The organism is Nitratireductor soli, from assembly GCF_001050155.1.
In the GTDB taxonomy this organism is placed as follows: Bacteria; Pseudomonadota; Alphaproteobacteria; order Rhizobiales; family Rhizobiaceae; genus Nitratireductor; species Nitratireductor soli.
The window spans coordinates 1-25,022 of the sequence record NZ_LFVY01000019.1 but is presented as its reverse complement, the minus strand read 5'-3'; the positions used below and the strand labels follow the sequence as shown (position 1 = coordinate 25,022).

The window sequence follows — 25,022 nt, the reverse complement described above, 5'->3', positions numbered from 1 at the left end:
CAATGAAGCTTTCCCTCTGCAACGAAGTGGTGCGCGACCTGTCCTTCGAGGAGCAATGCCGGCTGGCTGCCGCATTGCGCTATGATGGATTGGAGATCGCTCCGTTCACGCTGTCGCCGGAGCCGTCGCGGATATCGGCGAAGGAACGGCGCCATCTGCGGCAGGTAGCCGCCGACAACGGCATTGCCATCACCGGCCTGCATTGGCTGCTCACCGCACCGGACGGGCTTTCGCTGACGAATGACGATGCCGCCGTCGTCGCCCGGACGCGCGACCACATGCTGGCCATGGTCGAGCTGTGCGCCGATCTCGGCGGCAACGTGCTGGTACACGGCTCGCCGGAGCAGCGGCAGATGCGCCACGCCTCGTCGCGGGAAGCGGCGCGCGAAACGGCGATGGCGCATCTGGCGGCGGCGGGCGACGCGGCGGCCCCGGCCGGACTCGTCTACTGCATCGAGCCGTTGGCCCCGCAGATGACCGACTTCATCACCACGGTCGCCGAGGCGGTGGCGCTGGTCGAAGCTGTCGGTTCGCCGGGGCTGGAAACCATGCTCGACACCTATGCCGCGGCCGGCGGCGAGGCTGAACCCACCGACGCGCTTCTGGAGCGCTGGCTGCCTGGCGGGCACATCCGCCACATTCATTTCAACGACCGCAGCAAGCGCGTTCCGGGACTCGGTGATGACCGCTTCGCGAAAATCGCCGATTGCCTCAAGCGGCACCGTTATGACGGAGGCATCGCCATCGAACCCTTCGATTATCATCCCGATGGCGCCAACGTGGCGGCCTTTGCCAGCGGTTATGTGCGCGGCCTGTTCGAAGTGCTGGAGGACATTCGATGACCACCGCGAAACTCAAGGTGCTTGGCGGGCGCATCGGCATCGCCAATGCCTTCGCCCGCATGCCCTTCCGCTTCGGCGTCATCACCATGGAGGCGGCGGCGAGCGCCACGCTCGAACTGCGGGTGACGGTGAACGGTAGGCCGGCGACCGGCTACGCCTCCGACCTGCTGGCTTACAAATGGTTCGACAAGCGGCCCGAGAAGACGCCGGCCGACAATGTGGCCGACCTTATCTGGGTGATCGAGGAGGCGCTGAGCGTTGCCGGCGATCTGCCGGAGGCGCCGCTGTTTGATCTGTGGCGCGAACTGGACGTGGAGGTCGACCGCCGTTCCGTGGCGGCCGGCTTCAACCGGCTGGGCGCATCGTTCGGCACGTCGATGGTCGAGCGGGCGCTGATCGACGCATTGGGGCGCGCGACGGGGCAGAGCTTCTTCGACATGGCGCAGGGCAATGCCTTCGGCCTCGACGGCGCGGCGCTGTTTCCCGAACTGGCCGGCATCTCCCTTGCCGACGCGCTGCCGGGGAGGCCGCTTGCCCGCATCGGCCTGCGCCACACGGTCGGGCTGGTCGATCCCATCGCCGCCGGCGACATCGCGCCGGCCGACCGCCTGGACGACGGGCAGCCCGAAACGCTGGCCGACTATATCGAGCAGGACGCTCTCGGCTATCTGAAGATCAAGATCGCCGGCGACGCCGCGTCGGATCTCGCCAGGCTCGAAAGCATCGCCAGCCTGCTCGACCGCTCGGGCCGCACCTTCGCGCTGACGCTCGACGGCAATGAACAGTACAAGCGACTGGAGGATTTCGCCGGGCTGATGGAGGCGATCCGCGCCAATGCGAAGCTGCAACGCTTCTACGAGGCGATCCTGTTCGTCGAGCAGCCGCTGGAGCGTTCGGTGGCGCTGGCCGGCCCGCTCGACCAGGCGGCGCTGGAGGCGATCGGCAAGCCGCTGCTGGTCGACGAGGCCGACGGCTGGACGAGCGCCTATCGCGAGGCGATCGCGCTCGGCTATCGCGGCGTCAGCCACAAGAACTGCAAGGGTGTCATCCGCTCGTTGCTCAACGCGATGCTCGCCCATGAGCGCAACCGCATGGCCGGGCCGGGTGCCTATTTCCAGTCGGCGGAAGACCTGACCTGCCTGCCCGTCGTCTCGCTGCAGGCCGACCTTGCCGTGGTCGCCGCGCTCGGCATTTCGCATGTGGAGCGCAACGGCCATCACTATTTCCACGGCCTCGACCATCTGCCGCGGGCCGAGGCCGGGGCCGCACTTGCCGCTCATCCCGATCTCTACCGGCGCGAGGGCAGCTCCATCGTCACCGCCGTCAATGGCGGCGCGCTCGACATCGCCTCGCTGCAGGTGCCCGGCATGGGCTTTGCCTGCCTTCCCGATCTCGACCGGCGCATTCCCGCCGCCGGCTGGACCTTCGATAGCCTCAACAAAAGCGATGCCGGACATGCCGGCACAGGAGACTGAAACCATGACCCACACCCTGCCAGACGCCGTCCTGAACGAAGCCGAGCTGGAAGACCTCTTGTCGCGGCCGAGCGACAGGCTCGTCTCGGTGCTGGCTGATCTCGACGGCGACATCACCATTCTCGGTGTCGGCGGCAAGATGGGCCCGACGCTGGCGCGCATGGCCAAGCGCGCCGCGCCGCACAAGCGGGTCATCGGTGTCGCCCGCTTCTCCGAGCCGGGCCTGAAGGAGAAGCTGGAAGGTTGGGGCATCGAGACGGTGCCGTGCGACCTGCTCGACCGGCAGGCGGTTGAGAGCCTTGAAAAGACGACGAATGTGATCTTCATGGCCGGGCGCAAATTCGGTTCCAGCGGCAATCAGGGCCTGACCTGGGCGATGAACGTGCATGTGCCGGCGCTGGTCGCCGAGGCGTTCAAGGCGTCGCGCATCGCCGTCTTCTCGACGGCCTGCGTCTATCCCTTCGTCGACGTCACGCAGCAGGGCGCGCGCGAGGATGTGGTGCCGAACCCGCCCGGCGAATACGCCAATTCCTGCGTCGGGCGCGAGCGCATGTTCGAGCATTTCGCCAGCGTGCATGACACGCGCGTTTCGCTGATCCGGCTCTCCTACGCGATCGACATGCGCTATGGCGTGCTGCACGACGTGGCAAGCGCCGTGCTGAATGGCGAGCCGGTGCAGATCGACAGCGGCCATTGCAACGTCATCTGGCAGGGCGACGCCAACGACATCGCCCTGCAGTCGCTGGCCCATGCCGACAGCCCGCCCTTCGTCCTCAACCTGTCGGGGCCGGAACTGGTCAATGTGCGCAATCTGGCGCTGAAGTTCGGAGAGTTTTTCGGCAAGGAGCCGGTGCTGGAAGGATCCGAGCAGCCGCAGGCCTGGATCATCGACACCAGCCTGCAGCAGAAGCTGTTCGGCTATCCCTCCGTGCCGCTGCCGCGCCTGATCGAGTGGACGGCCGAATGGATGAGGGAGGGCGGACGCTCGCTCGGCAAGCCGACGCATTTCGAGGTGCGCGATGGAACATACTGACCGGCCTGCCGAAGGCGCGGAGACAATGAAGACGGCCAGGTCTGGCCAGAAGGCGACGCGCGACGCGGTGGCGACACGTGCCCGCATCCTCAACGCCGCTTCGAAGGAATTCGCCAAGAAGGGGCTGAAAGGCACGCGCATCGACGCCATCGCCAAGCGGGCGCGCTGCAACAAGGCGCTGATCTATCATTATTTCGGCAACAAGGAGGCGCTGTTCAGCACCGTCCTCGAAAAGACCTATGAGGACATCCGCGAGGCCGAGCGCCGGCTTGAACTGGTGCATCGCGAGCCGGTTGCGGCGATGCGCGAGTTGATCGGCTTCTCCTTCGATTATGTCAGCGCGCACCCCGAATTCATCTCGCTGATCAATGACGAGAACATGCATGGCGGCGTGCATGTCGCCCATTCGGCCAAGGCACGCGACCTGAACAGCCCGCTGGTGGCCATGATCGAGGCGATCCTCGAGCGCGGCCAGGCGGAGGGCAGGTTCCGCGCCGGCGTCGACCCGGTGCAGCTCTACATCTCCATCGCCAGCATCTGCTATTTCTTCATCGCCAACCGCTCGACGCTGTCGGCGATCTTCGGCCTGCCGAAGACGCCCGACGTGCTGGCGCGGCGGCGCGAGCACGTGATCGACGTCATCCTGGGCTATCTGCGCCCGGACGCCGACGTGACCGACCTGCCTTCGCCTGCGAAGTCATGACAACGAAAGGCCTGTGAAGGCCTGACAATGAAAGCCCATTCCATGCACATCAGCGATCTTCCCGCCACGCCGCTTGCCGCCCTGCGCAAGGGGGGCGTTATCCCCGCCCATCCGCTGGCGCTCACCGCCGAACGCAAGCTGGACGAGCGCCGCCAGCGGGCGTTGTCGCGCTATTATCTCGACGCCGGTTCGATCGGCCTGGCCGTCGCCGTCCACACCACCCAGTTCGAGATCCGCGACCATGGCCTGCTGGAGCCGGTCCTGTCGCTGGCAGCGGCGGAGGCGGCGGCTCACGCCAGCACGCCCTTCATGGTGGCGGGCGCCGTCGGCCGGACCGCGCAGGCCGTCAGCGAGGCGGAACTGGCGCGCGCCAAGGGCTATCACGCCGTGCTCCTCAGCCTGGCCGCGATGCGCGATGCGAGCGTGGACGAACTCGTCGACCATTGCCGTGCCGTCGCCGCGGTCATGCCGGTGATCGGCTTCTACCTGCAGACGGCGGTCGGCGGGCAAGCTTTGCCCTATGCCTTCTGGCGCCGCTTCGCCGAGATCGACAATGTGCTGGCGATCAAGATGGCGCCGTTCAACCGCTACCGCACGCTCGACGTGGTGCGCGCCGTCGTCGATGCCCACGCCGAGGACCGCATCACGCTCTACACCGGCAATGACGATCACATCGTCGCCGACCTGATGACGGAGTTCACCTTCGTCCGTGACGGCAAACCGGTCAGCGTGCGCATCAAGGGCGGGCTGCTCGGCCATTGGTCGGTGTGGACGCGCAAGGCCGTCGCGCTGATGGCCGACATCCAGCAGCGGCCGCAGGCGCGCAGCGCCAGCGAATGGCTGGCGCTCGACGCGCGCACCACCGACGCCAATGGCGTGCTGTTCGACGTCGCCAATGATTTCGCCGGCTGCATTGCCTGTCTGCACGAGGTGCTGCGCCGGCAGGGCCTGCTGGAAGGCACGTGGTGCCTCAACCCGGACGAGGCGATGGGCCCCGGCCAGCTGGAAGAACTCGACCGCATCTGCCGCGATTATCCTGAACTCAACGACGACGCTTTCGTCGCGGCCAATCTGGAGCGCTGGCTGGCGGACTGAACCCTGAGGAAGTGCGGCGGCACCCAGCGCATTCTGCTGTCAGATGAAATCGTCTGACGGCAGAATGCTATAGACACCGCGCCCAGAGCTGGAGACCACCGTCATCGGAAAGCTTCTGGAGCTTGGCTGCGGGCCGGGAGTTTCGGCAACTCACATCTGAGAGAGGCATATGGGGACCTCCTGCCGGCGGCTTCGATACCAACAGGTTGCCAGTGCCAACAGAAGCACCAACGTCCTGCCTCGTTGGACCAATTTTGCCGAAGCCCTCCACGACACGCTCAAGTGCGCCGAACGCGTTACAAAAAGTGAGAAAAATCAGCGGGATACGGAGATTCAAGCGTAGAATCTTTGGTCGAGAGGTATGTCGTACAAAGAGGGAATGGTGCCCAGAGGCGGATTCGAACCACCGACACGCGGATTTTCAATCCGCTGCTCTACCAACTGAGCTATCTGGGCTTGCCATTTACCGCCGAGCCATTGTCGGCGGCGGATCGGCAGGGTTGGTACTCCACCGAAAGCGCGTGGGTTATAGCACGAGATTTGCCGCTGGCAAGCGCCGTTGCGCCGATTTGCCGGCAGATTTTTCCCCCGTCCCCATGGCCGTCACGCGCGCCAGGAAAGCAGGCGCTTCTCCGCCTTGCCGATGAGCCAGGAAATGCACAGGCCGAGAACCGAGAGAAGGGCAACGCCGGCGATCAGCTGATCGAGTGCGAACAGCGCACCCGCCATCAGGATGTAGGCGCCGATGCCGAACTCGGCGCCGATCATCTCGGCCGCCACCAGAAGCACGATGGCGATGGAGGCGGAAATGCGGAAGCCCGACAGGATCGCCGGCATCGCGCCCGGCACGATGATCTTGCGGACGATCGACAGCCAGGAAAGCCCGAAGGATTGCCCCATGCGGATCAGATTGCGGTCGACATTGTCGACCCCGGCATAGGTGGCGATCACGGTGGGGAAGAACGTGCCGAACAGGATGGTCGCCACCTTCGATCCCTCGCCAATGCCGAACCAGATGATGAACAGCGGCAGGAGCGCGATCTTGGGCACCGGAAATAGCGCCGAGACCAGCGGCAGGAGGCCGGCGCGGGCAAGGGAGAACAAGCCGACGGCAAGCCCGACGGCGATGCCCAGAAGGCTCCCCAGCGTCCAGCCGACAAACAGGCGGTAGAGGCTTGCTCCGACATGCTTCCACAGCATCCCGCTTGTCGCCAGGTCGACCAGCGCGCCAAAGGCCTCGGAAGGGGCGGGCAGGGCGATCTGGCTGATGAAACCGCTGCGCGAGCCGATCTCCCACAAGGCAAGGATGGCGAGGAACACGATCGGCGCCACCGGGCCGAGCGGCCGATGGACGAAACCGCCGCCACGAAACGGCACGGGCCGCAACGTCGCCTCGTCCCTTGTGCCGACGGCGTCGGCGCGGGCCGTCTCCGGCACTGTGGTTTCATGCGACATCGGAAATCTCCCGGTCGGCCTCGCGCGCTTCCTCGCGCATGATCTCCCAGACGCGGCGCTGCAGCGTCTCCAGTTCGCCAAGCCGCGCGGCGCGCTCGGTGAGCGGCATGTCGATCTCGACCACTTCGCGAATGCGGCCCGGCCGGCGCGACAGGACGACGATGCGCCGCCCAAGCCGCACGGCTTCATTGAGATTGTGCGTCACGTAGCAGGCGGAAAACCGCTCCCGGCTCCACAGGGCGATCAGATCGTCCATCAGCAATTCGCGCGTCTGGCTGTCGAGCGCCGAAAGCGGCTCGTCCATCAGCATGATGGCGGGCTTGACGGCCAGCGCGCGGGCAATCGCCACGCGCTGCCTCATGCCGCCGGAAAGCTGGCGCGGCAGCGCCTTGGCGAAATCGGCAAGATTGGTGCGTGCGAGCACGTCGGCAATGATGGAGCGCCGCTCCCGGCGCTCGATCCCGTGGTCTTCCAGCACCAGGCTGACATTATCCTCCACGGTGCGCCAGGGCAGCAGGGCGAAATCCTGGAAAATATAGGTCAGCGGATTGAGCGACCCCTCCGGCGGCGCGCCGGAAATCAGCGCCGCGCCGGCGCCCGGCTGCTCAAGCCCGCCGGCAATCCGCAGCAGGGTGGATTTGCCGCAGCCCGACGGGCCGACGATGCAGACGATCTCGCCGTCATCCACGGTGAAAGAGATGTCTTCGAGCACGGTGGTGCCGCCGTAGCGGTGGCTGATGTTTTGGAGAACGAGCTGCATCGGTTGGCCGCTCGCCGCCCCTCCTTGCGGGGCGGCGAGAACGCTAGCGGGTTTCGACGAAGCTGGTATCGACCAGCTTGTCCATGGTGATGCCCTCGGGAACCAGACCCTCCGACTTGAACCATTCGAGCTGGTCTTCGACGCTCGCCAGGCTCAGCACCGCATTCTCGTTGATGCGCATGGCGCCGGCGCGGATGCGCGGATCGGCCTTGTCGATCGGCTGGTCGGAATAGATGTATTTGTGGATCATGGCGACGATGGCCGCGATGTCTTCCTCGCTCATGGACTTGTCGACCAGCGCCGCATTGTAGTCGGCGATGCCCCTGGAGAGGCCGGCCAGGAAGCGCTTCACCAGCTCCTGCTTGCCTTCTGCGTTGGCGGTCGAGGTGAACACGGTGGTAACCTGGTAATTGTCGATGTAGTCGGCGATCTTGCCGATCTCGACCACTTCCGGCCCCTTTGTCAGCGGGCCGGCGATGTTCGGCACGATCGACCAGGCATCGATCTGCCCGCTCTTCAGCGCGGCGATGACGGCCGGTACTTTCTGCAGGGGTTTCAGGTGGATTTCCGCCCGGTCGAACCCTTCCTTGTCGGCGATCTTGTGTGCCATGTAATGGAAGGAGGAGCCGGTGGTGGTGATGCCGAAGCTGCGGCCCTTCAGTGCGGCAGGCGTGGTCACGCCGGCGTCATGGGCGGCCTTCGAGACGATGATCTTCTGGCCCTCGATCTCCGGCGTTTCCTGGAGCGCGCCGCCGATGATCTTGATGACACCCTTGTCCGCCAGGCTGATCAGCCCGCCGGAAATCGCCGTCATGCCGAAATCGACATCGCCCGAGGCGATGGCCACCGCCATGGGCTGCGCCGCCTGGAAGGAGATGAACTCGACCTCCAGATCCTGCTCGGTGAAATAGCCCTTGGCTTCGGCTATGATGCTGGGCGAGTGCGATGTCAGCGACAGGATGCCGACATTGATCTTGTCGGCGGCAAATGCGCCGGTCGTGAATGCGACTGCACCGGCAAAAGCCAATACACCAAAGGTTCTGCGTGAAAATGAAAACATGGAATACTCCTAAAACACCCCGCTTGAGGATGCTCCTTGCATAAGCTTGGAGCAAGCGCAAGAACGATGCGGAATAGGGCGTAGTTCGGATGGAGGATCAGGCATCTCGTGCCTGGTCCACGTCATGGTTGTCTGACGGAAGTATCGCGGCGCTTCAGGTCAGGTCTGCGGGGCCAGCAGCGCGTCCACTTGCTTTATTGCGCGCGCCGCCGCTTCCTCCTTCACCGGACCGTAGCCACGAATCTGCATCGGCAGGGCCAGCGCCTCGGCAAGCATTGCCGCATTGCCGGCGTCGAGACGCTGCAAGGCGGTCTCCACCTGCGCCTCGTACCAGCCGATCAGTCCCTGCTCCATGCGCCGTTCGGCGGTGTAGCCGAAGGGATCAAAGGGAGTGCCGCGCAGGCGCTTGCATCGCGAAAGGAGGCGGAAGGGCAGGCGCACCCAGGGGCCGAAGGCGCGCTTGAGCGGCCGCCCGCGCGCGTCCTTGGCCGCGGCGAGGAACGGCGGGGCCAGATGATGGACGATGCGGTAGCCGTCCTCGAACTCTTGCGCCAGCCGCTCTGTGAAGCCGGTCTCCATGTGCAGGCGGGCGACCTCATATTCGTCCTTGTAGGCCATCAGCTTGAACAGCGACTTGGCGACCGCGGCCGAAACCGCGTCGGTGCCGAGCGGCACCTCGGCCGCGCGCACCCGGTCGACGAGGCGACGGTAGCGCGCCGCATAGGCGGCATCCTGGTAGTCGGTCAGGAAGGCTTCGCGGCGGCTGACGATCTGATCCAGGGTCTGATCGGCAACCGGCTTCGGGCCGATCAATTCCGCCATGGCTTCCGGCTTGGCGGCGGCGAGGCGGCCGATCAGGAAGGCGCGGTGGTTCTTCTCCACCGCCACGCCGTTCAGCTCGATGGCCTGCGCCAGTGCGTTGAGCGACACCGGCACCAGCCCCATCTGCCAGGCGAAGCCGAGCATCATCACATTGGCGAACACCGTGTCGCCCATCAGTTTTTCGGCAAGGCGGTTGGCGTCCATGGCGGCGAGGTTTTCAGCGCCGGTGACACCCTCGATCGCCGCGAGCCGCGCGTCGACCCTGAGGCTCGCATCGCGTTTGCGGACGATGTCGCCGGTCGGCATCTGGGCGAGATTGACGGCGGCGCGCATGCCCGGCTGGTAGCTGGCCGACGCTTTGGGGGAGGAGGAGACGACGATGTCACAGCCGATCAGCGCGTCCGCCGCCCCTTTGTCGATGCGTACCTGGTGGATCGCCGCGGGCTTGTCGGCCAACCGCACATAGGACAGAACCGGGCCGAACTTCTGCGCGAAGCCGGTGAAATCGAGCACGCTCGATCCCTTGCCCTCCAGATGCGCGGCCATGGTGACGAGCGCGCCGACCGTCACGACGCCGGTGCCGCCGACACCGGTGATGAGAAGGTCGAACGGCTTTTCCAGTCCCGGTAATTCCGGCTCCGCAAGATCGGCGGCGAGCGCGGTCAGGTCGACTTCCATGCCGGTGCGCTTGCGCCGCGCGGCCCCCTCGACGGTGACGAAACTCGGGCAGAAGCCGTTGAGGCAGGAGAAATCCTTGTTGCAGGACGATTGGTTGATCTGCCGCTTGGTGCCGAACTCGGTTTCCTTCGGCTCGACGGACAGGCAGTTCGATTCCACCGAACAGTCGCCGCAGCCCTCGCAGACCAGGTCGTTGATGACGACGAATTTCTTCGGGTCTTCCATCTGGCCACGCTTGCGGCGGCGGCGCTTTTCGGTGGCGCAGGCCTGCTCGTAGATGAGGACGGAAACGCCTTTCACCTGGCGCAATTCGCGCTGCACGGCGTCCATCTCGCGCCGGTGGTGAATGGTGACACCGGTGGGGAGATCGCCGGCTCGAAATTTGTCCGGCTGGTCGGAGACGAGCGCGATGCGCTCGACGCCCTCGGCGCGCGAGGCATGCGCGATGCCCTGCACGCTGACCGGCCCGTCGACGGGCTGGCCGCCGGTCATGGCGACGGCGTCGTTGTAGAGGATCTTGAAGGTGATGTTCGCCTCGGCGGCGACCGCCTGCCTGACGGCCATCGAGCCCGAATGATACCAGGTGCCTTCGCCGAGATTCTGGAACACGTGGTTCTTGCCGGTGAACAGGGAAGACGCGGCCCAATTGACCCCTTCGCCGCCCATCTGGATCAGCGAGGAGGTCTCGCGGTCCATCCAGCTCGCCATGAAATGGCAGCCGATGCCGGCCAGTGCCTGGGAGCCTTCGGGAACTTTCGTCGAAATGTTGTGCGGGCAGCCGGAGCAGAAATAGGGGGTGCGGGTGGCGCCCTCGACCTGCAGGGAGATGGCGGGCCGGGCGAGGATCGCTTCCGCCCGTTCGACGAAGCCATGGCCGGGGAATATGCCGTCCAGCCGCTTCGCCACGATGGGTAACAGGAGGCGCGGCGATAACTCGCCGGTCCATGGCACCAGCCGCTCGCCGGCCTCGTCGCGCTTGCCGACCATGCGCTTCGGCTTGTCGCCCGGCCAATCGTAGAAATACTCCTTGAACTGGCTTTCGACGATGCCGCGCTTCTCCTCGATGACGAGGACTTCTTCCTTTTCGCGCACGAAGGCCAGCGCCTCGCGCCGCGCCAGCGGCCAGACCATGCCGACCTTGAAGATGTCGATGCCGAGCTTGCGGCATTCTTTTTCGCCGACGCCGATGAGACGCAGCGCCTCCATCAGGTCGAGATGCGCCTTGCCCGTGGTGACGATGCCGAAATGCGCGTGCCTGACATCGTAGATGTGCCGGTCGATCGGGTTGGCTTCGGCGAAGGCGAGCACCGCATGCTTCTTCGCCTCCATCCGCTCCTCGATCTGCGGACCGGGCAGGTCCGGCCAGCGATAATGCAGCCCGCCGGGCGGCGGCGTGAAATCGGGGGTCTTGAAGACGCGGTCGGCGGGAAGATCGAAGGAAGCGGCCGATTCGACGGTTTCCGAGATGGCCTTGAAGCCGACCCACATGCCGGAGAAGCGGGACAGAGCATAGCCGTATTCGGCGAATTGCAGATACTCGTCGATGCCTGCCGGGTTCAGCGTCGGCATGAACCAGGCCATGAAGGCGACATCGGATTGGTGCGGCATGGAGGATGAGACGCAGCCATGGTCGTCGCCGGCGACGACCAGCACGCCGCCATGCGGCGAGGAGCCATAGGCATTGCCGTGCTTCAGCGCGTCGCCGGAGCGGTCGACGCCGGGGCCCTTGCCGTACCACAGGCCGAACACGCCCTCGACCTGGCGCTTCGGGTTGGTCTCCACCTGCTGGCTGCCGAGCACGGCGGTGGCGGCGAGGTCTTCATTGACCGCCGGCAGGAATTCGATATGCGCGTCCTCGACTCGCTTCTTGGCGCGCCATAACTCCAGGTCGAGCGCCCCCAGCGGCGAGCCGCGATAGCCGGAGATGAAGCCGGCCGTGTCGAGCCCGGCCGCCTTGTCGCGGCGCGCCTGGTCGAGGGCCGCGCGCACCAGCGCCTGCGTGCCGGTCATGAAGACGCGGCCTGTTTTCTGGGTGTAGCGATCCTCGAGCCGGTATTGCGCGAGCTCGCCCGCCTTGTGGTGCACGGTCATGCGGCTCCTCCAACTGAGTTTGGAGAGATTCTAAACCGGACAGGCTGAAATTTCCTGCCAGATATGGCGGTAACGGGCTTCAATATGGTAGAATTTACCGATTCTTGGTTTCAAATCGAACTGATTGGGAAGTTTTCAGCCGATGCCAGAAAAACTCACCGAGCAGGATCGCCGGCTTCTCGACGCGCTGCAGGAGAATTGCCGCCTGTCCAACCAGGAGCTTGCCGAGCGCGCCGGCATGTCCACTTCGGCCTGCTGGCGGCGCGTGCGCGCCCTGGAGGAGGCCGGGCTGGTCCGCCGATATTCGGCGCTGCTTGACATCGAGAAATCCGGCCTCGGCTTCCAGGCTATCGTCCACGTCACGCTGACGCGGCACGACCACCGGCATGTCGACACGTTCATCGCCGAGATCCGCCGCCGCTCGGAGGTGCTCGACTGTTATTCGACGACGGGCGAGGCGGATTATCATCTGCGCGTCGTCTGCCGGGATCTGGCCGCCTACAACCGCTTTCTGGAAGATTTCCTGTTCCGCCTGCCGGGCATCGCCAATGTGCGCACCAATCTGGTGCTGAAGGACATCAAGCAGCACAGCGCCGTTCCCGTGCAGACCGGGCCCGGTTGACAAGTCCCGCCGCCGCCTCTCTATCTCGCTTCAATCGTGACAGGAGGAACAAGCCGATGACCAATGTGGCCCTGACAGGTTTGGCGCGCGATCTGGCGCAGCGCGCGGAAGAAGGCAGGCCGGTGCGCATCGGCCTGATCGGTTGCGGCGAGATGGGCACCGACATCGTCACGCAGGTGGCGCGGATGAAGGGCATCGAGGTCGCCGCCATCGCCGACACAAGGCCCGAGCGCGCCGCCGCCGCCATCGAGATCGCCGGCCTTGCCGCCGAAAGCGCCGCCGAGGCGGCAACAATGGGCGCCATCAGCGACACGATCCGCGCCGGCAAGACCGCTCTTGTCGGCGATTCCCTGCTGGTCGCCGAGAACGAGATGGTCGACGTGGTGATCGACGCCACCGGCAAGCCGGCGGTCGGCGCCGAGATCGGCCTCAACGCCATGCAGGCCGGCAAGCACCTGGTGATGATGAATGTCGAGGCCGACGTCACCATCGGCGCCTACCTGAAGAGCGAGGCCGACCGGCTCGGCGTCACCTATTCGGTGGGCGCCGGCGACGAGCCGTCCTCCTGCATGGAGCTGATCGAGTTCGTCTCGGCCATGGGCCACGACATCGTCGCCGCCGGCAAGGGCAAGAACAACCCGCTCAACATCGACGCGATACCCGACGACTATGCCGAGGAAGCCGAGCGCCGCAACATGAATGTGCGCATGCTGGTCGAGTTCGTCGACGGGTCGAAGACCATGGTCGAGATGGCGGCGATCGCCAACGCCACCGGCCTCGTCCCCGACAGACCGGGCATGCATGGCCCGGCCGCCAGCCGCGAGGAACTGTCGGGCGTCCTTTGTCCCGTGGCCGATGGCGGTGTCCTGTCGAAAAAGGGCTGCGTCGATTTCACCGTCGGCAAGGGCGTCGCGCCCGGCGTCTTCGTCATCGCCGAAATGGATCATCCGCGCCTGCGCGAGCGCATGAACGATCTGAAGCTCGGCGCCGGGCCCTACTACACCTTCTTCCGCCCCTATCATCTGACCTCGCTGGAAGTGCCGCTGACCTGCGCTCGCGCGGTGCTCTACGGCAAGGCGGACATGGTGCCGCTCGACAAGCCGGTGGCGGAGGTCTGCGCGGTGGCCAAGAAGGATCTGCAGCCCGGCGACACGCTCGACGCCATCGGCGAATATTCCTACCGCTCGTGGATCATGACGGCGGCGGAAGCCCGTGCGGCGAAAGCTATCCCTTGCGGCCTGCTCGAGGGCGGGACCATCACCGCGCCGGTGAGGAAGGGTAAATTGCTGACCTACGAGAACGCTGCGCCCGACCCGGCCTCGCGGCTCGTCGCGCTGCGGGCGAAGCAGGACGCGATGGTGTTCGGCGCCGGGTAGGTTTTTGGGCGAGCGCCGACGCCCCCAGTTCGCCCGCCTACTTCCCTAGTTCGATAGACCGCTTCTTGGCAGCGTCCACCGCATCGCTCACCAGGTCGAGAAGGCGGTTTTCGCCCATCAGCACCGACAGCGCTGCCGCCGTTGTGCCGTTCGGGCTGGTCACCTGTTCACGCAGGCGCCCCGGCGTGTCGTCGCTCTCCCTGGCGAGGCTGGCCGCGCCGTAGACCGTCTGCATGGCAAGCAGTTTGGCCGTCTCCTTCGGCAGGCCGGCCTTTTCGCCGGCAGCCGTCAAGCACTCGATGAAGTGGAACACATAGGCCGGTCCTGAGCCTGAAACGGCGGTCACCGCGTCCATCAGTTCCTCATTGTCGATGGTCGTCACCGCGCCGCTGACGCCCAGAAGCGCGCTGACGAAGGTCTTGGCCTCGTCGGTAACATTGCGGTTCGAGAACAACACCATCATGCCCTTGCCGATTGCCGCCGGCGTGTTCGGCATGCAGCGCATCACGGCGGCGTTGCGGCCGAGAATTTCCTCGAATGTCGCGGTTCCCGTTCCAGCCAGGACGCTGACGAAAGTCGCTTTGCCGGCAAAACGCGCATAGGGCGGCGCGACCTCGCGGATCACCTGTGGCTTGACGGCGAAGATGACGAGATCGGCCGTGGCATCGGCCGGCAATCCATCGGCCGTGCCGGCGACCCACACGCCGAGCCTGGCTGCGCGGTCGCGCAGGTCGTCGTTCGGTTCGATCACGGTGGCGTCGCCGGAGGCCAGTTTGCCGGCTGCCATCCAGCCCTTGAGCATGGCGTAGCCCATATTGCCGCAGCCGACGAGAATGACCGATTTACCCATGGATGTTGCTCTCCCGTGATCAATGCCTCCCAGCAATGCCGCGAGCGGACGCACATTGCAACAGCGGGCGGTGTCTCAGTTCTTCTCGGGTTCGCGATACTGTTCGTTGGCGTAGCCGAACTCGGCGAGCACCCGACCGAGCCCCACATAGACAGGATACATCGCCGTCGAAAGCGATCCGGTCGACAACAGCCGGCCAAGCCCGCGCAACGGCGACAGGCCGAGCAGGGCCAGGCTCTTGGCGAAAACACGCAGCGCGCCGAAACGCTCTTCGGCGCGCTTCTTCTTTTCCACCAGCGTCGAGATGACGCCGTTGCGCAGGGCGCGGGCGCGGATCCAGTCCGCCTCGACGCGCCGTGCCGGCACGATCTCCTGGGTGATCGCCTCGGCGCACCAGGCGAGGCGAAAGCCCTTCTGCGCGGCGCGGCTGAGGAAATCCGAATCGCCGCCGCCCATGAAATTGAACTTCAGGTCGAGAAACGGGCGTGGCATCGCCGTGAGCACAGCGCGCGAAATCAGCAGGTTCCCCGAGGAATAAAGCGCCGGCACCGGCCCGGTCCTGTCGTAGTGCGGGGCGAACACGGGATGCGTTGCCCAGCGCCCATGCTCCGGCGCGGCGAAGACGGGCACTTGCGGCCCGCCGACGATATCGGCGTTCAGCGCTTCGGCCGTGCGGCACAGGTTTTCCAGCCAGTCGGGCGAGGCGATCTCGTCGTCGTCGATGACCGCCAGATAGCGGAAGTCCGGGAATTCCTCGAGCGCCGTTTCCCAGCCCGCATTGTAGGCGTGGCAATTGCCGCGACGATGCGCGATGACGACCAGTCCGGAAAAGACGCCTTCCTCGAAGGGCGCACACGCCGCCGTCGCGCCCTCGCGCTTCTCCGCCTCGTTTTCCATGACGATCACCGCGAAGCGCCGCCCTGTCTTCTGCGCGGCGAGCGAATGGAGCGTGTCCAGGAGCTGTTGCGGCCGTTTGAAGGTCGGCACGGTCACCACGCATTCGATTGCGCGCGCGTTCAGGCCGGGCGTGCGTGCGACGATCGAGACGGATTTGTCCGGGGCGTTTTCCGACAAGGGGTGGCCATGGGCGGGTTGCGTTGGCATCATAAGTCTCTGAGCCGATTAAGGTTGCGTTAAATACCCTTGACGCGAGCCTGCGGGAATGACCGCTATTTGCTGCGAGAGGGTGTCCGAAGGCTATTGCTTAATCAAGCGTTCACGGCTGTTTGAGAAAATATTCCGAACAGGAAAGCAATATGCATTTGGTCTTTGCCACATCCATTGTTCCCGATGGAACGCCGACGAGCGGCTATGAAATTGCCAACGCTGCCATCATCGACGCTTTTGCCCGTGCCGGCTGCCGGTTGACCGTCATGGGCTTTGCCTGGCAGGGGCGGCGGGAAGCGGTGCCGGCGGATGCGGTGGTGCTGGGCGCGCTCGATCCGCGCACCGAGGCGGCCACGTTCATGACCAGGTTCGGCTGGCTTGCCGCCGCGCTATGGCACGGGCTCACATTCTCTTCGGCCAAGATGCGGTTCGTCTCGCCGCGCCGGGTGTCCGCCGCGCTGGCAGAGCTCGAGCCGGTCGACGGCGTCATCTTCAATTCCGCTCAGTTTGCCGGCGCGTTCAGGGATGTTTTTGCCGGAAAACCGAACCTCTACGTCGCGCATAATGTCGAGTATGTTTCCGCCGCGCAGAGCGCCGCGGCGGCCAAGGGCCCCATTGCGCGATTTCTGTTCCGGCGCGAGGCGCGCCTTTTGAAGCGGCTGGAAGGCAAGCTCTGTGCCGAGGCGCGCTTTGTCTACACATTGTCCGAGGAGGACAGGCCGATGCTCGGCGTGGCCGGCGACGGGCGCTCGGCAGTCCTGCCGCTGGTGGCGCATGAGCCGGCAGGCGCGGAAGGCCCGCGCGAGACGGTTTACGACGCGGCGCTCATCGGCACGTGGAGCTGGGCGCCGAACCGCATCGGTCTCGACTGGTTCCTCGAACAGGTTCTGCCCCATCTGCCGGATGGCTTTCGTGTCGCGATAGCCGGCGATGCGCCGGCGGCTCTGGCATCGCGCCATCCGCGCGTCTCCTTCATCGGCCGGGTGCCGGATGCCGTGGCTTTCGTGCGCAGCGGCAAGGTGGTTCCCCTCGTCAGCCGTGCCGGCACGGGGGTTCAGCTCAAGACCATCGAGACCTTCGAACAAGGCCTGCCAAGCGTTGCCACCAGCAGCGCGTTGCGTGGCATTTCCCACACACCCGACAATTGCGTTGTTGCCGACGATCCGCGCGACTTCGCCGCCGCGCTCGCCAGGGCAGCCGAGGGGACGCCGAACGATCTCGACGGACGGGCTTTCCACCGGGCGCAGCTCGGTGCGCTGGACAGGGCCGTTCTGCATGGTTTGCGCCAGGCCGGCTTTGCGCCGCAAGGAGAGGCGGCATGAACGTTGAACCTCTGCACGCGGCGCCGGCGTCTTATGAGCGGCGCGATATACTGGGTACCGGTGTCACGGTCATCTCCCGTGATGATGCGATGACTTTGCTTGGGCGTAATGTGGCCAAGCGGCGCTTTACCAAGGTCGGCTTCCTCAACGCGCACAACGCCAACATCGCCGTCGACGACGCGGAGTTTCGCGCCGCCTTGCAGGATTTCCTGATCCTGGCTGATGGCATCGGCGTCGATATCGCGGCGAAAATGCTCTATGGCGCGCCGTTTCCCGATAATCTGAACGGCACTGATTTCGTGCCGGAGTTCCTGCGCCGGGAAAATGGCCCGCTGCGCGTCGGCCTTTTGGGCGCGCGCCGGCAGAACGCCGAGGCGGCGCAGGCGAAATTGCTGGCGCTGGCGCCGCAGCACGAGTTCGTCTTCCTGCACGACGGCTATTTCACCATGGAAGAGGAAGCGGGCGTGCTGGCGGCGATCGCCGAGGCGCGCCTCGACGTCCTGCTGGTTGCCATGGGCGTTCCGCGTCAGGAATTGTGGATCGCCCGGAACATAACGGCGCGGCATTGCACGGTGCCGATGGCCGTCGGCGCGCTGCTTGATTTCCTCAGCGGCTCGGTCCCGCGCGCGCCCTTGTGGATGCGCCGGCTCCGCCTCGAATGGCTGTTTCGCCTTGGCCTTGAGCCGCGCCGCTTGTGGCGTCGTTATGTCGTCGGCAATCCTCTGTTCCTGCTGCGGGTTCTCGGCCAGAAGTTTGGCTGGAGGCGGCAATGAGCGGTCCTGCCGTAGGCCCGGGAAAAGCGCTCGCGGACGATGCCGCGACGTCGGCCGCCATCGTTACGCCCAGCTACAGCGGTGATTTCGAACGTTGCCGCCTGCTGTGCGAATCCATGGACCGCTTCGTCACCGGCCACAGCCGCCATGTGCTTCTGGTCGCAGGTCATGACCTGGCCCGTTTTCGCGCTCTTGAATCGGCCCGCCGCACGGTCGTCGACGAGCGCGATCTTCTGCCCTCCTGGCTGCACGCGGTGCGCGATCCGACGAGCCTGTTTCGACGCCATGCTTGGCTGAGCACGCGTCTTGCTCCGTTGCGCGGCTGGCACGTGCAGCAATTGCGCCGCATCGCCATTGCCGAAAAGCTGCCTGAAGCATCGTTGGTCTATTGCGATTCCGACGTCGTGTTTCTCAGGCCCTTCGATTGCGGCGCATTCTGGCGCGGCGACGCATTGCGCCTCTATCGCCGTGACGGCGCCCTGTCGGCCATGCGCGGCACGGATCACATGAACTGGTCGATCAATGCGGGATATGCGCTCGGCCTGCCACCGGCGCAGCAATCCACCCATGATTACATCACGACGCTGATCGCCTGGCGGCGCGATGCGGTGCTTGGCATGATCGCCCGCATCGAGGCCGAGCACGGGCGCCATTGGGTGGAAGCAATCGCCATCAACCGCCAGTTCTCCGAATGCATTCTCTATGGCCGCTATGCCGATGAGGTGCTGGGCGGCGCAGGCCACTTCCACGACGATCGGGAATTGTGCCGCGTCTACTGGTCCGGCCCCGGCCTCGACGAGGCCGGCATGCGCGATTTCATTGCCGGCATGGAGTCTTTCCAGGTTGCGGTTGGCATCCAGTCCTTCACCGGCACCAATCTCGACCCGGTGCGCAAGCTTCTTGACCGGGCATGAACGCGAAGGATGGATACCGGGTCGGGATGATCGCGAAGCCGCGTCAAACGCGCTTGGCGGGCTTGCGCAGAGCCCGATAGGTCAGTGCCGCCGAGACCAGATAGATCACGACGAACACGCCGTTGAGCGACAGGACCAGCGGCCGCGCCGCGTCGAACGTCATCAGCGCCAGCGACAGGAGCAATGCCTTGACGCCGGCCAGCAGGGCCAGGTTGATCGCCCGCAGCAGGGTCTGTCCGCGTGCGAACAGAAGCTCTGCCTGATACTCGGTCAGATTGCGCAGGCCGGGGATCGCCAGCGCCAGGATCACCAGCGGAGCCGCTTCGGCCACGTTCTTGCCGAGCAGTGTCGGATAAAGCAGGAGCAGGACGGAAAGCATCAGCAGCGCGAGGGTCGAAACGGCGAAGATCGCGCCCTCGATGCCAAGCCTCAGTTTCATCCGGCTCAAAAGTTCCGGCGCTCGCATCATGCGCTGCACCAGGAGCATCGAGAAGGAGCGGATCGGAATGGCGGTCAGGTCCACCAGCCGCATGATCATGGCGTAGATGCCGGCAAGTTGCGCCCCGCCCAGCGCCAGCACCAGAAGCTTGTCGAGTTCCATCTGCAGGTAGAACAGGATTTCCGCACCCGCCACGTAGAGCGCGTCGGACAATCGCCGCCAGTAGAGCGCCGGCCGCAGCCGCAATCGTTGCCGCGGGCAGAAGAAGACAAGCGCGATGACCAGCGAGATTCCGTTGGCGGCGAGATAAAACAGGCTCCAGCTCGTCAGGTCGGTCATCGCGTAGAACGCGAAGACACCGGCCGCAAGCGCCCTGAGCGCGACACCGATGATGACCAGCATCGCCGCTTTTGCGAAGCGGTTGAGCCCGTTGTTGACGATGACCACGGTCTCTGTCGGTCGCCAGAGCAGCGCTTCCGCGGCGATGATCAGCGCAAAGGGCAGGGCGGTCATGTCGCCGGCAAAGAAGACCAGGTACATCAGCGCGCTCGCCAGTCCGAGAAGCGGCAGCGACACGAGCGCCAGGAGGATGAAGCCGGCGGCATAGGTGCCCAGCAGGCGCGGCTTGACGGTGGCGATGCGATAGAGCGTGGCGGTGAAGCCGAGCGCCAGAATGCGCGACAGCATGATGCCGGCGGCCGATGCGGTGGCAAACAGGCCGAATTCGGCGATCGACAGCGTGTTGGCCAGCACGACGAAATAGGCAAGCGAAAAGACCAGCCGCCCGGCCGATCCGCTGATCGCCGCGAAATAATCCTGCAGCATCTTGCGCTGGCTTGTCATGAAATCGCGTATCGAAATGACCGGCCCCTGGGATTGCGATGTTTGCGGCCTGGCCGCCCTGACGCCTGAAAGGGATACCCGACAAAGTTTAATGCGCCGTTCCGGGAGGAGCGTCGCAAAAATTTAGCGTTGTGGAGTGCTTTGCGCATCGCGGTTGTTAACCATTTGTTACCCGTGCCTCTTTAGCTTGGGTTAACATAACCGCGGGTTTATGCTGCCCGCCTCACACTTAAGAGCATTTTGCAGTCAGGTGGAATCACCTGACGTCCGCATAAATGCGGAAGAACAAAGAGATAGAGCGGAAGCCGGGCGCGCCATGTTCGATGCCGATAACCCTCGAAAGAACGGGCCTCGCAAGGATTTGCGCAACGGTTCGTTGCTTGCGGAACGTTCGGCGGAGGAAAGGCGGCATCGGGAAGCGACCAGCCGGCATTCCTCCGCGCTGAGCCAGCCCGAGGCGAAGGCAGGCCGGGGACAGCCGGCGCGCGCGCTCGACGATCCGCACGACACGATGATGCGCCGGCAAACCGCCGCCATCGCCGAGGCCTATCTGCGCCGCGCCGAGGCAGGCCAGCGCCGCACGACGGGTGAGGCTGTGCAGGCAGTTTCCCGCCACGGCGACCATGACCGGGTGCCGCGCTCCGCGTCGGCAAACGCCGCCGAGCAGGAAGGCCGATCCGTCAAGGAGCGGCTTTTCAACCGCCTGTTCCCGCTGCCTCCGGGCAGGCCGGCCGAGCCGGCAGCGCAAAGCACGCCGGAACGCGAAAGGGAACAGCCCCGGCGCGATAGTGCGCCGGCTTATGAGCGCCGCGCCTCGGCGCCTGTTGAGCCCGATCCGGCGCCACCTGCCGAGAATTCATCCGACGACCGTTACTGGCGGCCGCTGATCGACCCCATGCGCGTCATTTCCGGCATCATTCGCGCCAAATGGCTGATCGTCGCGACGACGATCCTCGGCGCGCTCCTGGGTGTCCTCGTTGCGCTGGCGACGCCGAAAATGTACTTCGCCGCTACCGAACTCCTGTTCGACCCGCGCGACCTGCAGATCGTCGAGCGCGATCTGGCGCGCGGCGGGCTGCCCTCCGACGCCACGCTCGCCCTGATCGAGAACCAGGTCGCCATCATGACGTCCGGCCGGGTCCTGAACCGGGTGGTCGAGCGGCTTGATCTCGCCAGCGATCCCGAATTCAACGGCTCCGGCGGCGGCATTCTGGGCCTTGTCACAAGCCCGCGCGCCCTGCTTTCGGCGCTGGTGAATGGCGGCGGCGACGCGGATGCCGGGACGCGGCATTCCATCGCCATCGACAATCTCGCCCAGGCGCTCGACGTCAGCCGCAACGCCAAGACGTTCATCATCATCGTCGGCGTGACGACGCGGGACGCGGAAAAGTCGGCCCTGATCGCTGAGACCATGACCGACGTTTTCCTCGAAACCTATGGCGACCTGCAATCCGCCACGGCCGGCCGCGCCAACAAGGAGATCAACGAACGGGTCGATTCCCTGCGCGGCGAGGTGGAGCGGGCCGAACGCGCCATCGCCGAGTTCAAGGCGAAGAACGACATCGTCGACGCGCAGGGCCGGCTCATCGCCGACGATGAGATCGTCCGCCTCAACGAGCAGCTTTCGTCGGCCCGCGCCCGCACCTCCGAATTGAACGCCCGCGCCGCCGCCGCGCGCACGCTGGACGTCGAAACCGTGCTTGGCGGGGCACTGCCCGAACAGGTCGCCTCACCGGTGATGACCGAGTTGCTCGCCCAATATTCCAGCGTCAAGCAGCAGGCGGGCCGGCTGGCCGTGCGCCTCGGCCCGCGCCACCCCGACCGCCAGTCCGTCGAGGCCGAGCTTGCCGGCGCGCGCGACGAGATCGCCCGCGAACTGCGCCGGGTCGTCGCCTCCAACCAGGTCGAATTGCAGCGCGCCGTCCAACTGGAACAGGATTTGGCGGCGCAGCTTGCGCGGCTGAAGGTGCAGAAGGGCGATGCGGAGGGCGAGCGCGTCACGCTGCGCGAGCTCGAGCGCGAGGCGACCGCCAAGCGCTCAGTCTATGAAGCGCTTCTGTTGCGCGCCCGCGAGACCGGCCAGCAGGAAGGCCTGAACACGGCCAATGTCAGCATCATCTCGAAGGCGTCCGCGCCGCTCGACCCGGTTGGCCCGTCACGCTCGTCGATCGCCATCGCCGGCATGATGCTGGGCTTTTTCGCCGGCGTCGGCCTGGGCGCCCTCGGCGGCGCGATGCAAAGCCTGCGCGAGAACATGAACGACAAGCCGCGCCGCACACCGCCTGCCGGCGGTGGGAGCGGCGGCTCCGGCATGCGCCGTGATGATTTCGACCCCGGTCCCGCGCCATCCGGCGGCCGCTCCGGCATGCGACGCTCCTTTGCGAGCACCCGCGACCGGAAACCGCTTGCACAGGCCGAGCCGCCTCCTTCGGCAGCCCCGGTTCCCGTACCGACGGCACCGGTCGAACAGGCGACGGCCAGCGGAGCGGAGGAGGTCGCGGCGCCGATCGCCGATATTCGCAGCCGGCTGCACGCCGTGCGCCGCGAGATCGACCGCATCGCCGAACGTCGCTCCCATATGCGCTCCTGAGAGGGAAAATCCATGCCGTTTTCCCAATAACGTCAGGCAACGGCGTTGCGGCGGGATTGCGGTCCTCGGTTTTCCCCATTATGCGGCTTAGAGCAGTGAGGGAAAGACATGGCCGAGATCATTGACGGAAAGACCATCGCCGAGGACGTGATCGCCCGCGTCAAACAGCAGGCGGCGTCCCTGGCCGGGTCGGGCGTGACGCCGGGATTGGCCGTGGTGATCGTCGGCGAGGATCCCGCCAGCCAGGTCTATGTCGCCTCGAAGTCGCGGCGCGCTAAGGAATGCGGGTTTCACTCGGTGCAGCATTCGCTGCCGGCGGAGACCTCGGAGGAGGCGCTTGTCGCATTGATCGATGAATTGAACGCGGACCCGGCCATCCATGGCATCTTGGTCCAGCTTCCATTGCCCGATCATGTCGATGCCGGCCGCATCATCCAGGCGATCGCGCCGGAGAAGGATGTCGACGGCTTCCATTTCATCAATGTCGGCAAGCTCGGCACCGGCGAGGTCGCGACGGCCTTCGTGCCATGCACGCCCGCCGGCGCGATGCTGATGCTCGAGCGGGTGCGGGGCAAGGATCTCTCCGGCCTCAGCGCGGTCGTCGTCGGCCGCTCCAACATCGTCGGCAAGCCGATGGCGAACCTGTTGCTCGCCGCCAACGCCACCGTCACCATCGCCCACAGCCGCACGAAGGACCTGCCGGGCCTTGCCCGCACGGCGGATATCCTGGTTGCCGCCGTCGGCCGTCCCGAAATGATCCGCGGCGATTGGGTCAAGCCCGGCGCGACGGTGATCGATGTCGGCATCAACCGCATCGCCGCACCCGAAAAGGGCGAAGGCAAGACCCGCCTCGTCGGCGATGTCGCCTTTGCCGAGGCCAGCCGGAACGCCGGCGCCATCACGCCGGTGCCGGGCGGTGTCGGTCCGATGACCATCGCCATGCTGATGGCCAACACGCTGACCTCCGCCTTTCGCGCCGCCGGGCGCGAGCCGCCGGCTTTCTGACCCGGCCGCTCCAATGCCTTTCGCGCCGCCGACGTTTCCTGCAGAACCACGCATCATGGGCGAGGCGAAACATGTGAGCCGGCAGTTCGCCTTTCTGCTGGTCGACAAGTTCTCGATGTTCTCCCTGTCGGCGGCGATTGACACGTTCCGCTCGGCCAACCGGCTTCTTGGACGCGATGTCTACAGTTGGGTGACCGTGTCGGCCGACGGCGAGGCGGTGATGGCGTCCAATGGCCTTCCCATCAAGATCGACTACGCGGTTGCCGATCTGCCCACCGTCGATATTCTCTTCGTCTGCGTCGGTCTCGCCCTCGAGTTCCCGGGCAAGAGCACGGTGCTTGCCGCCCTGCGTTCATGGGGTCGGCGCGGCGGCGGGCTGGGAGCGCTGGCGGCGGGCTCGTATTTGCTTGCCGAGGCGGGACAGCTTGAGGGCCATCGCTGCACCATCCATTGGGAAAACCGTGCCTCCTTCATGGAACGGTTTCCCGAAATCGACTGCACCGGCAATGTCTTCGAGATCGACCGCAAGCGCTTCACCTGCGCCGGCGTCACCACCTCCATCGACCTGATGCTGGAGATCGTCCGGGGCGATCTCGGCGCCGAACTTGCCAATGAGGTCGCCAACCAGTTCCAGCACGAGCGCATCCGCTCCGCCGGCGACCGCCAGCGCACGGGTCCCGAGCGGGACCTGACGGGCAAGTCGGAGAAGCTGAAGAAGATCGTCGAGCTGATGGCCGACAATCTCGACGAACCCTATTCGGCGGTGCAACTGGCCAAGGCGGCCGGCCTTTCGGTGCGCCAGGTGGAGCGCCTGTTCCTGCGCCATCTCGGCATGACGCCTGGCCGCTACTATATGCGGCTGAGGCTGGAGCGCGCCCGCGAACTGCTGCGCCAGACCAACATGCCGATCCTCGACGTGGCGATCGCCACCGGCTTCACCTCGCATTCCTATTTCGCGCAAAGCTATCGCCAGCAATTCGACCGCCCGCCCTCCGACGAGCGCCGCACGACCTATTGAGGGGAGAGGCACGAGCATCTTGCAGTCTGGTGGAAACACCTGACTGTTCGCATAAATGCGGAGAACAATGAGATGGTGCGTCCTTTGTGCGTCCGAACACGGTACAATACCTACATCCCGTTGCATTGATCCGGTGCGTGGTTCGACAA

The 25,022-nt window shown here is 65.4% G+C and carries 20 protein-coding genes and 1 tRNA gene; 13 read left to right on the top strand and 8 right to left on the bottom strand.

Features of this window, described 5'->3' with window-relative positions; all coding sequences use genetic code 11:
- Positions 1-2 precede the first annotated feature (2 nt).
- The 5 genes from AB843_RS20900 to AB843_RS20880 are packed head-to-tail and all read left to right on the top strand — an operon-like array spanning position 3 to position 5,148.
- Positions 3-842, top strand: a complete 840-nt coding sequence (locus tag AB843_RS20900) for a sugar phosphate isomerase/epimerase family protein (protein ID WP_048648842.1) — start codon at positions 3-5, stop codon at positions 840-842.
- Positions 839-2,317, top strand: a complete 1,479-nt coding sequence (locus AB843_RS20895) for an enolase-like domain-containing protein (protein ID WP_048648841.1) — start codon at positions 839-841, stop codon at positions 2,315-2,317. The genes AB843_RS20900 and AB843_RS20895 overlap by 4 nt, the downstream gene beginning before the upstream one ends.
- Before the next feature lie 4 nt (positions 2,318-2,321).
- Positions 2,322-3,350, top strand: a complete 1,029-nt coding sequence (locus AB843_RS20890) for an NAD-dependent epimerase/dehydratase family protein (protein WP_048648906.1) — start codon at positions 2,322-2,324, stop codon at positions 3,348-3,350.
- Positions 3,337-4,053: a TetR/AcrR family transcriptional regulator gene (locus tag AB843_RS20885; protein WP_244468049.1), complete on the top strand. Its 717-nt coding sequence runs from the start codon at positions 3,337-3,339 to the stop codon at positions 4,051-4,053. Before AB843_RS20890 ends, AB843_RS20885 begins: the two co-directional genes overlap by 14 nt.
- Before the next feature lie 27 nt (positions 4,054-4,080).
- A complete protein-coding gene (locus AB843_RS20880) occupies positions 4,081-5,148 on the top strand; it encodes a dihydrodipicolinate synthase family protein (protein WP_244468048.1) in 1,068 nt (355 codons plus the stop codon).
- 380 nt (positions 5,149-5,528) lie between these two features.
- Here AB843_RS20880 and AB843_RS20875 read toward each other — a convergent pair.
- The 5 genes from AB843_RS20875 to AB843_RS20855 form a co-directional block, all read right to left on the bottom strand.
- A tRNA-Phe gene (locus AB843_RS20875) sits at positions 5,529-5,604 on the bottom strand.
- Positions 5,605-5,751: 147 nt separating this feature from the next.
- On the bottom strand, positions 5,752-6,603 hold the full coding sequence (locus AB843_RS20870; protein ID WP_048648839.1) for an ABC transporter permease: 852 nt from the start codon (positions 6,601-6,603) through the stop codon (positions 5,752-5,754).
- Entirely contained in the window at positions 6,593-7,363 is a 771-nt protein-coding gene (locus AB843_RS20865; protein WP_048648838.1) for an ABC transporter ATP-binding protein, read from the bottom strand. Before AB843_RS20865 ends, AB843_RS20870 begins: the two co-directional genes overlap by 11 nt.
- Before the next feature lie 43 nt (positions 7,364-7,406).
- Positions 7,407-8,423, bottom strand: coding sequence for an ABC transporter substrate-binding protein (locus AB843_RS20860; protein WP_048648837.1), 1,017 nt, complete (start codon positions 8,421-8,423; stop codon positions 7,407-7,409).
- A 159-nt stretch (positions 8,424-8,582) separates the two neighbouring features.
- Positions 8,583-12,014, bottom strand: a complete 3,432-nt coding sequence (locus AB843_RS20855; RefSeq protein WP_048648836.1) for an indolepyruvate ferredoxin oxidoreductase family protein — start codon at positions 12,012-12,014, stop codon at positions 8,583-8,585.
- Between the two features lie 142 nt (positions 12,015-12,156).
- Between AB843_RS20855 and AB843_RS20850 the strand changes: the two genes are divergently transcribed.
- Together AB843_RS20850 and AB843_RS20845 are read left to right on the top strand one after the other, a co-directional pair.
- Positions 12,157-12,636, top strand: a complete 480-nt coding sequence (locus AB843_RS20850; protein ID WP_048648835.1) for an Lrp/AsnC family transcriptional regulator — start codon at positions 12,157-12,159, stop codon at positions 12,634-12,636.
- 56 nt (positions 12,637-12,692) lie between these two features.
- Positions 12,693-14,012 carry an NAD(P)H-dependent oxidoreductase gene (locus tag AB843_RS20845; protein ID WP_048648834.1) on the top strand — a complete coding sequence of 440 codons (1,320 nt, stop codon included), beginning with the start codon at positions 12,693-12,695 and terminating at the stop codon, positions 14,010-14,012.
- 37 nt (positions 14,013-14,049) lie between these two features.
- On the opposite strand, the gene proC is transcribed toward AB843_RS20845, so the two are convergent.
- The gene (gene proC, locus AB843_RS20840; protein WP_048648833.1) at positions 14,050-14,862 is read right to left on the bottom strand and encodes a pyrroline-5-carboxylate reductase; all 813 of its coding nucleotides are present in this window, start codon (positions 14,860-14,862) and stop codon (positions 14,050-14,052) included.
- Positions 14,863-14,937: 75 nt separating this feature from the next.
- On the bottom strand, positions 14,938-15,966 hold the full coding sequence (locus tag AB843_RS20835) for a glycosyltransferase family 2 protein (protein WP_048648904.1): 1,029 nt from the start codon (positions 15,964-15,966) through the stop codon (positions 14,938-14,940).
- Positions 15,967-16,118: 152 nt separating this feature from the next.
- On the opposite strand from AB843_RS20835, the gene AB843_RS20830 reads away from it, so the two are divergent.
- The 3 genes from AB843_RS20830 to AB843_RS20820 are packed head-to-tail and all read left to right on the top strand — an operon-like array spanning position 16,119 to position 18,978.
- Entirely contained in the window at positions 16,119-17,291 is a 1,173-nt protein-coding gene (locus tag AB843_RS20830) for a glycosyltransferase family 4 protein (RefSeq protein ID WP_048648832.1), read from the top strand.
- On the top strand, positions 17,288-18,064 hold the full coding sequence (locus AB843_RS20825; protein WP_048648831.1) for a WecB/TagA/CpsF family glycosyltransferase: 777 nt from the start codon (positions 17,288-17,290) through the stop codon (positions 18,062-18,064). Before AB843_RS20830 ends, AB843_RS20825 begins: the two co-directional genes overlap by 4 nt.
- Positions 18,061-18,978 carry a DUF6492 family protein gene (locus tag AB843_RS20820; RefSeq protein WP_048648830.1) on the top strand — a complete coding sequence of 306 codons (918 nt, stop codon included), beginning with the start codon at positions 18,061-18,063 and terminating at the stop codon, positions 18,976-18,978. Before AB843_RS20825 ends, AB843_RS20820 begins: the two co-directional genes overlap by 4 nt.
- A gap of 43 nt (positions 18,979-19,021) precedes the next feature.
- On the opposite strand, the gene AB843_RS20815 is transcribed toward AB843_RS20820, so the two are convergent.
- The gene (locus AB843_RS20815) at positions 19,022-20,260 is read right to left on the bottom strand and encodes a lipopolysaccharide biosynthesis protein (RefSeq protein ID WP_048648829.1); all 1,239 of its coding nucleotides are present in this window, start codon (positions 20,258-20,260) and stop codon (positions 19,022-19,024) included.
- Positions 20,261-20,576: 316 nt separating this feature from the next.
- Here AB843_RS20815 and AB843_RS20810 point away from each other — a divergent pair, with 316 nt between their 5' ends.
- From AB843_RS20810 to AB843_RS20800, 3 genes are all read left to right on the top strand, one after another.
- Positions 20,577-22,850: a GumC family protein gene (locus tag AB843_RS20810; RefSeq protein ID WP_048648828.1), complete on the top strand. Its 2,274-nt coding sequence runs from the start codon at positions 20,577-20,579 to the stop codon at positions 22,848-22,850.
- A gap of 108 nt (positions 22,851-22,958) precedes the next feature.
- On the top strand, positions 22,959-23,855 hold the full coding sequence (gene folD / locus AB843_RS20805; protein WP_048648827.1) for a bifunctional methylenetetrahydrofolate dehydrogenase/methenyltetrahydrofolate cyclohydrolase FolD: 897 nt from the start codon (positions 22,959-22,961) through the stop codon (positions 23,853-23,855).
- A gap of 55 nt (positions 23,856-23,910) precedes the next feature.
- Entirely contained in the window at positions 23,911-24,873 is a 963-nt protein-coding gene (locus AB843_RS20800) for a GlxA family transcriptional regulator (protein ID WP_048648903.1), read from the top strand.
- Positions 24,874-25,022 lie beyond the last annotated feature (149 nt).

Bases quoted from the DNA above. Each gene is read 5' to 3' on its own strand.
- AB843_RS20900 (WP_048648842.1), top strand. From the start codon at position 3: ATGAAGCTTTCCCTCTGCAACGAAGTGGTGCGCGACCTGTCCTTCGAG.
- AB843_RS20895 (WP_048648841.1), top strand. From the start codon at position 839: ATGACCACCGCGAAACTCAAGGTGCTTGGCGGGCGCATCGGCATCGCC.
- AB843_RS20890 (WP_048648906.1), top strand. From the start codon at position 2,322: ATGACCCACACCCTGCCAGACGCCGTCCTGAACGAAGCCGAGCTGGAA.
- AB843_RS20885 (WP_244468049.1), top strand. From the start codon at position 3,337: ATGGAACATACTGACCGGCCTGCCGAAGGCGCGGAGACAATGAAGACG.
- AB843_RS20880 (WP_244468048.1), top strand. From the start codon at position 4,081: ATGAAAGCCCATTCCATGCACATCAGCGATCTTCCCGCCACGCCGCTT.
- AB843_RS20870 (WP_048648839.1), bottom strand. From the start codon at position 6,603: ATGTCGCATGAAACCACAGTGCCGGAGACGGCCCGCGCCGACGCCGTC.
- AB843_RS20865 (WP_048648838.1), bottom strand. From the start codon at position 7,363: ATGCAGCTCGTTCTCCAAAACATCAGCCACCGCTACGGCGGCACCACC.
- AB843_RS20860 (WP_048648837.1), bottom strand. From the start codon at position 8,423: ATGTTTTCATTTTCACGCAGAACCTTTGGTGTATTGGCTTTTGCCGGT.
- AB843_RS20855 (WP_048648836.1), bottom strand. From the start codon at position 12,014: ATGACCGTGCACCACAAGGCGGGCGAGCTCGCGCAATACCGGCTCGAG.
- AB843_RS20850 (WP_048648835.1), top strand. From the start codon at position 12,157: ATGCCAGAAAAACTCACCGAGCAGGATCGCCGGCTTCTCGACGCGCTG.
- AB843_RS20845 (WP_048648834.1), top strand. From the start codon at position 12,693: ATGACCAATGTGGCCCTGACAGGTTTGGCGCGCGATCTGGCGCAGCGC.
- proC (WP_048648833.1), bottom strand. From the start codon at position 14,862: ATGGGTAAATCGGTCATTCTCGTCGGCTGCGGCAATATGGGCTACGCC.
- AB843_RS20835 (WP_048648904.1), bottom strand. From the start codon at position 15,966: ATGCCAACGCAACCCGCCCATGGCCACCCCTTGTCGGAAAACGCCCCG.
- AB843_RS20830 (WP_048648832.1), top strand. From the start codon at position 16,119: ATGCATTTGGTCTTTGCCACATCCATTGTTCCCGATGGAACGCCGACG.
- AB843_RS20825 (WP_048648831.1), top strand. From the start codon at position 17,288: ATGAACGTTGAACCTCTGCACGCGGCGCCGGCGTCTTATGAGCGGCGC.
- AB843_RS20820 (WP_048648830.1), top strand. From the start codon at position 18,061: ATGAGCGGTCCTGCCGTAGGCCCGGGAAAAGCGCTCGCGGACGATGCC.
- AB843_RS20815 (WP_048648829.1), bottom strand. From the start codon at position 20,260: ATGACAAGCCAGCGCAAGATGCTGCAGGATTATTTCGCGGCGATCAGC.
- AB843_RS20810 (WP_048648828.1), top strand. From the start codon at position 20,577: ATGTTCGATGCCGATAACCCTCGAAAGAACGGGCCTCGCAAGGATTTG.
- folD (WP_048648827.1), top strand. From the start codon at position 22,959: ATGGCCGAGATCATTGACGGAAAGACCATCGCCGAGGACGTGATCGCC.
- AB843_RS20800 (WP_048648903.1), top strand. From the start codon at position 23,911: ATGGGCGAGGCGAAACATGTGAGCCGGCAGTTCGCCTTTCTGCTGGTC.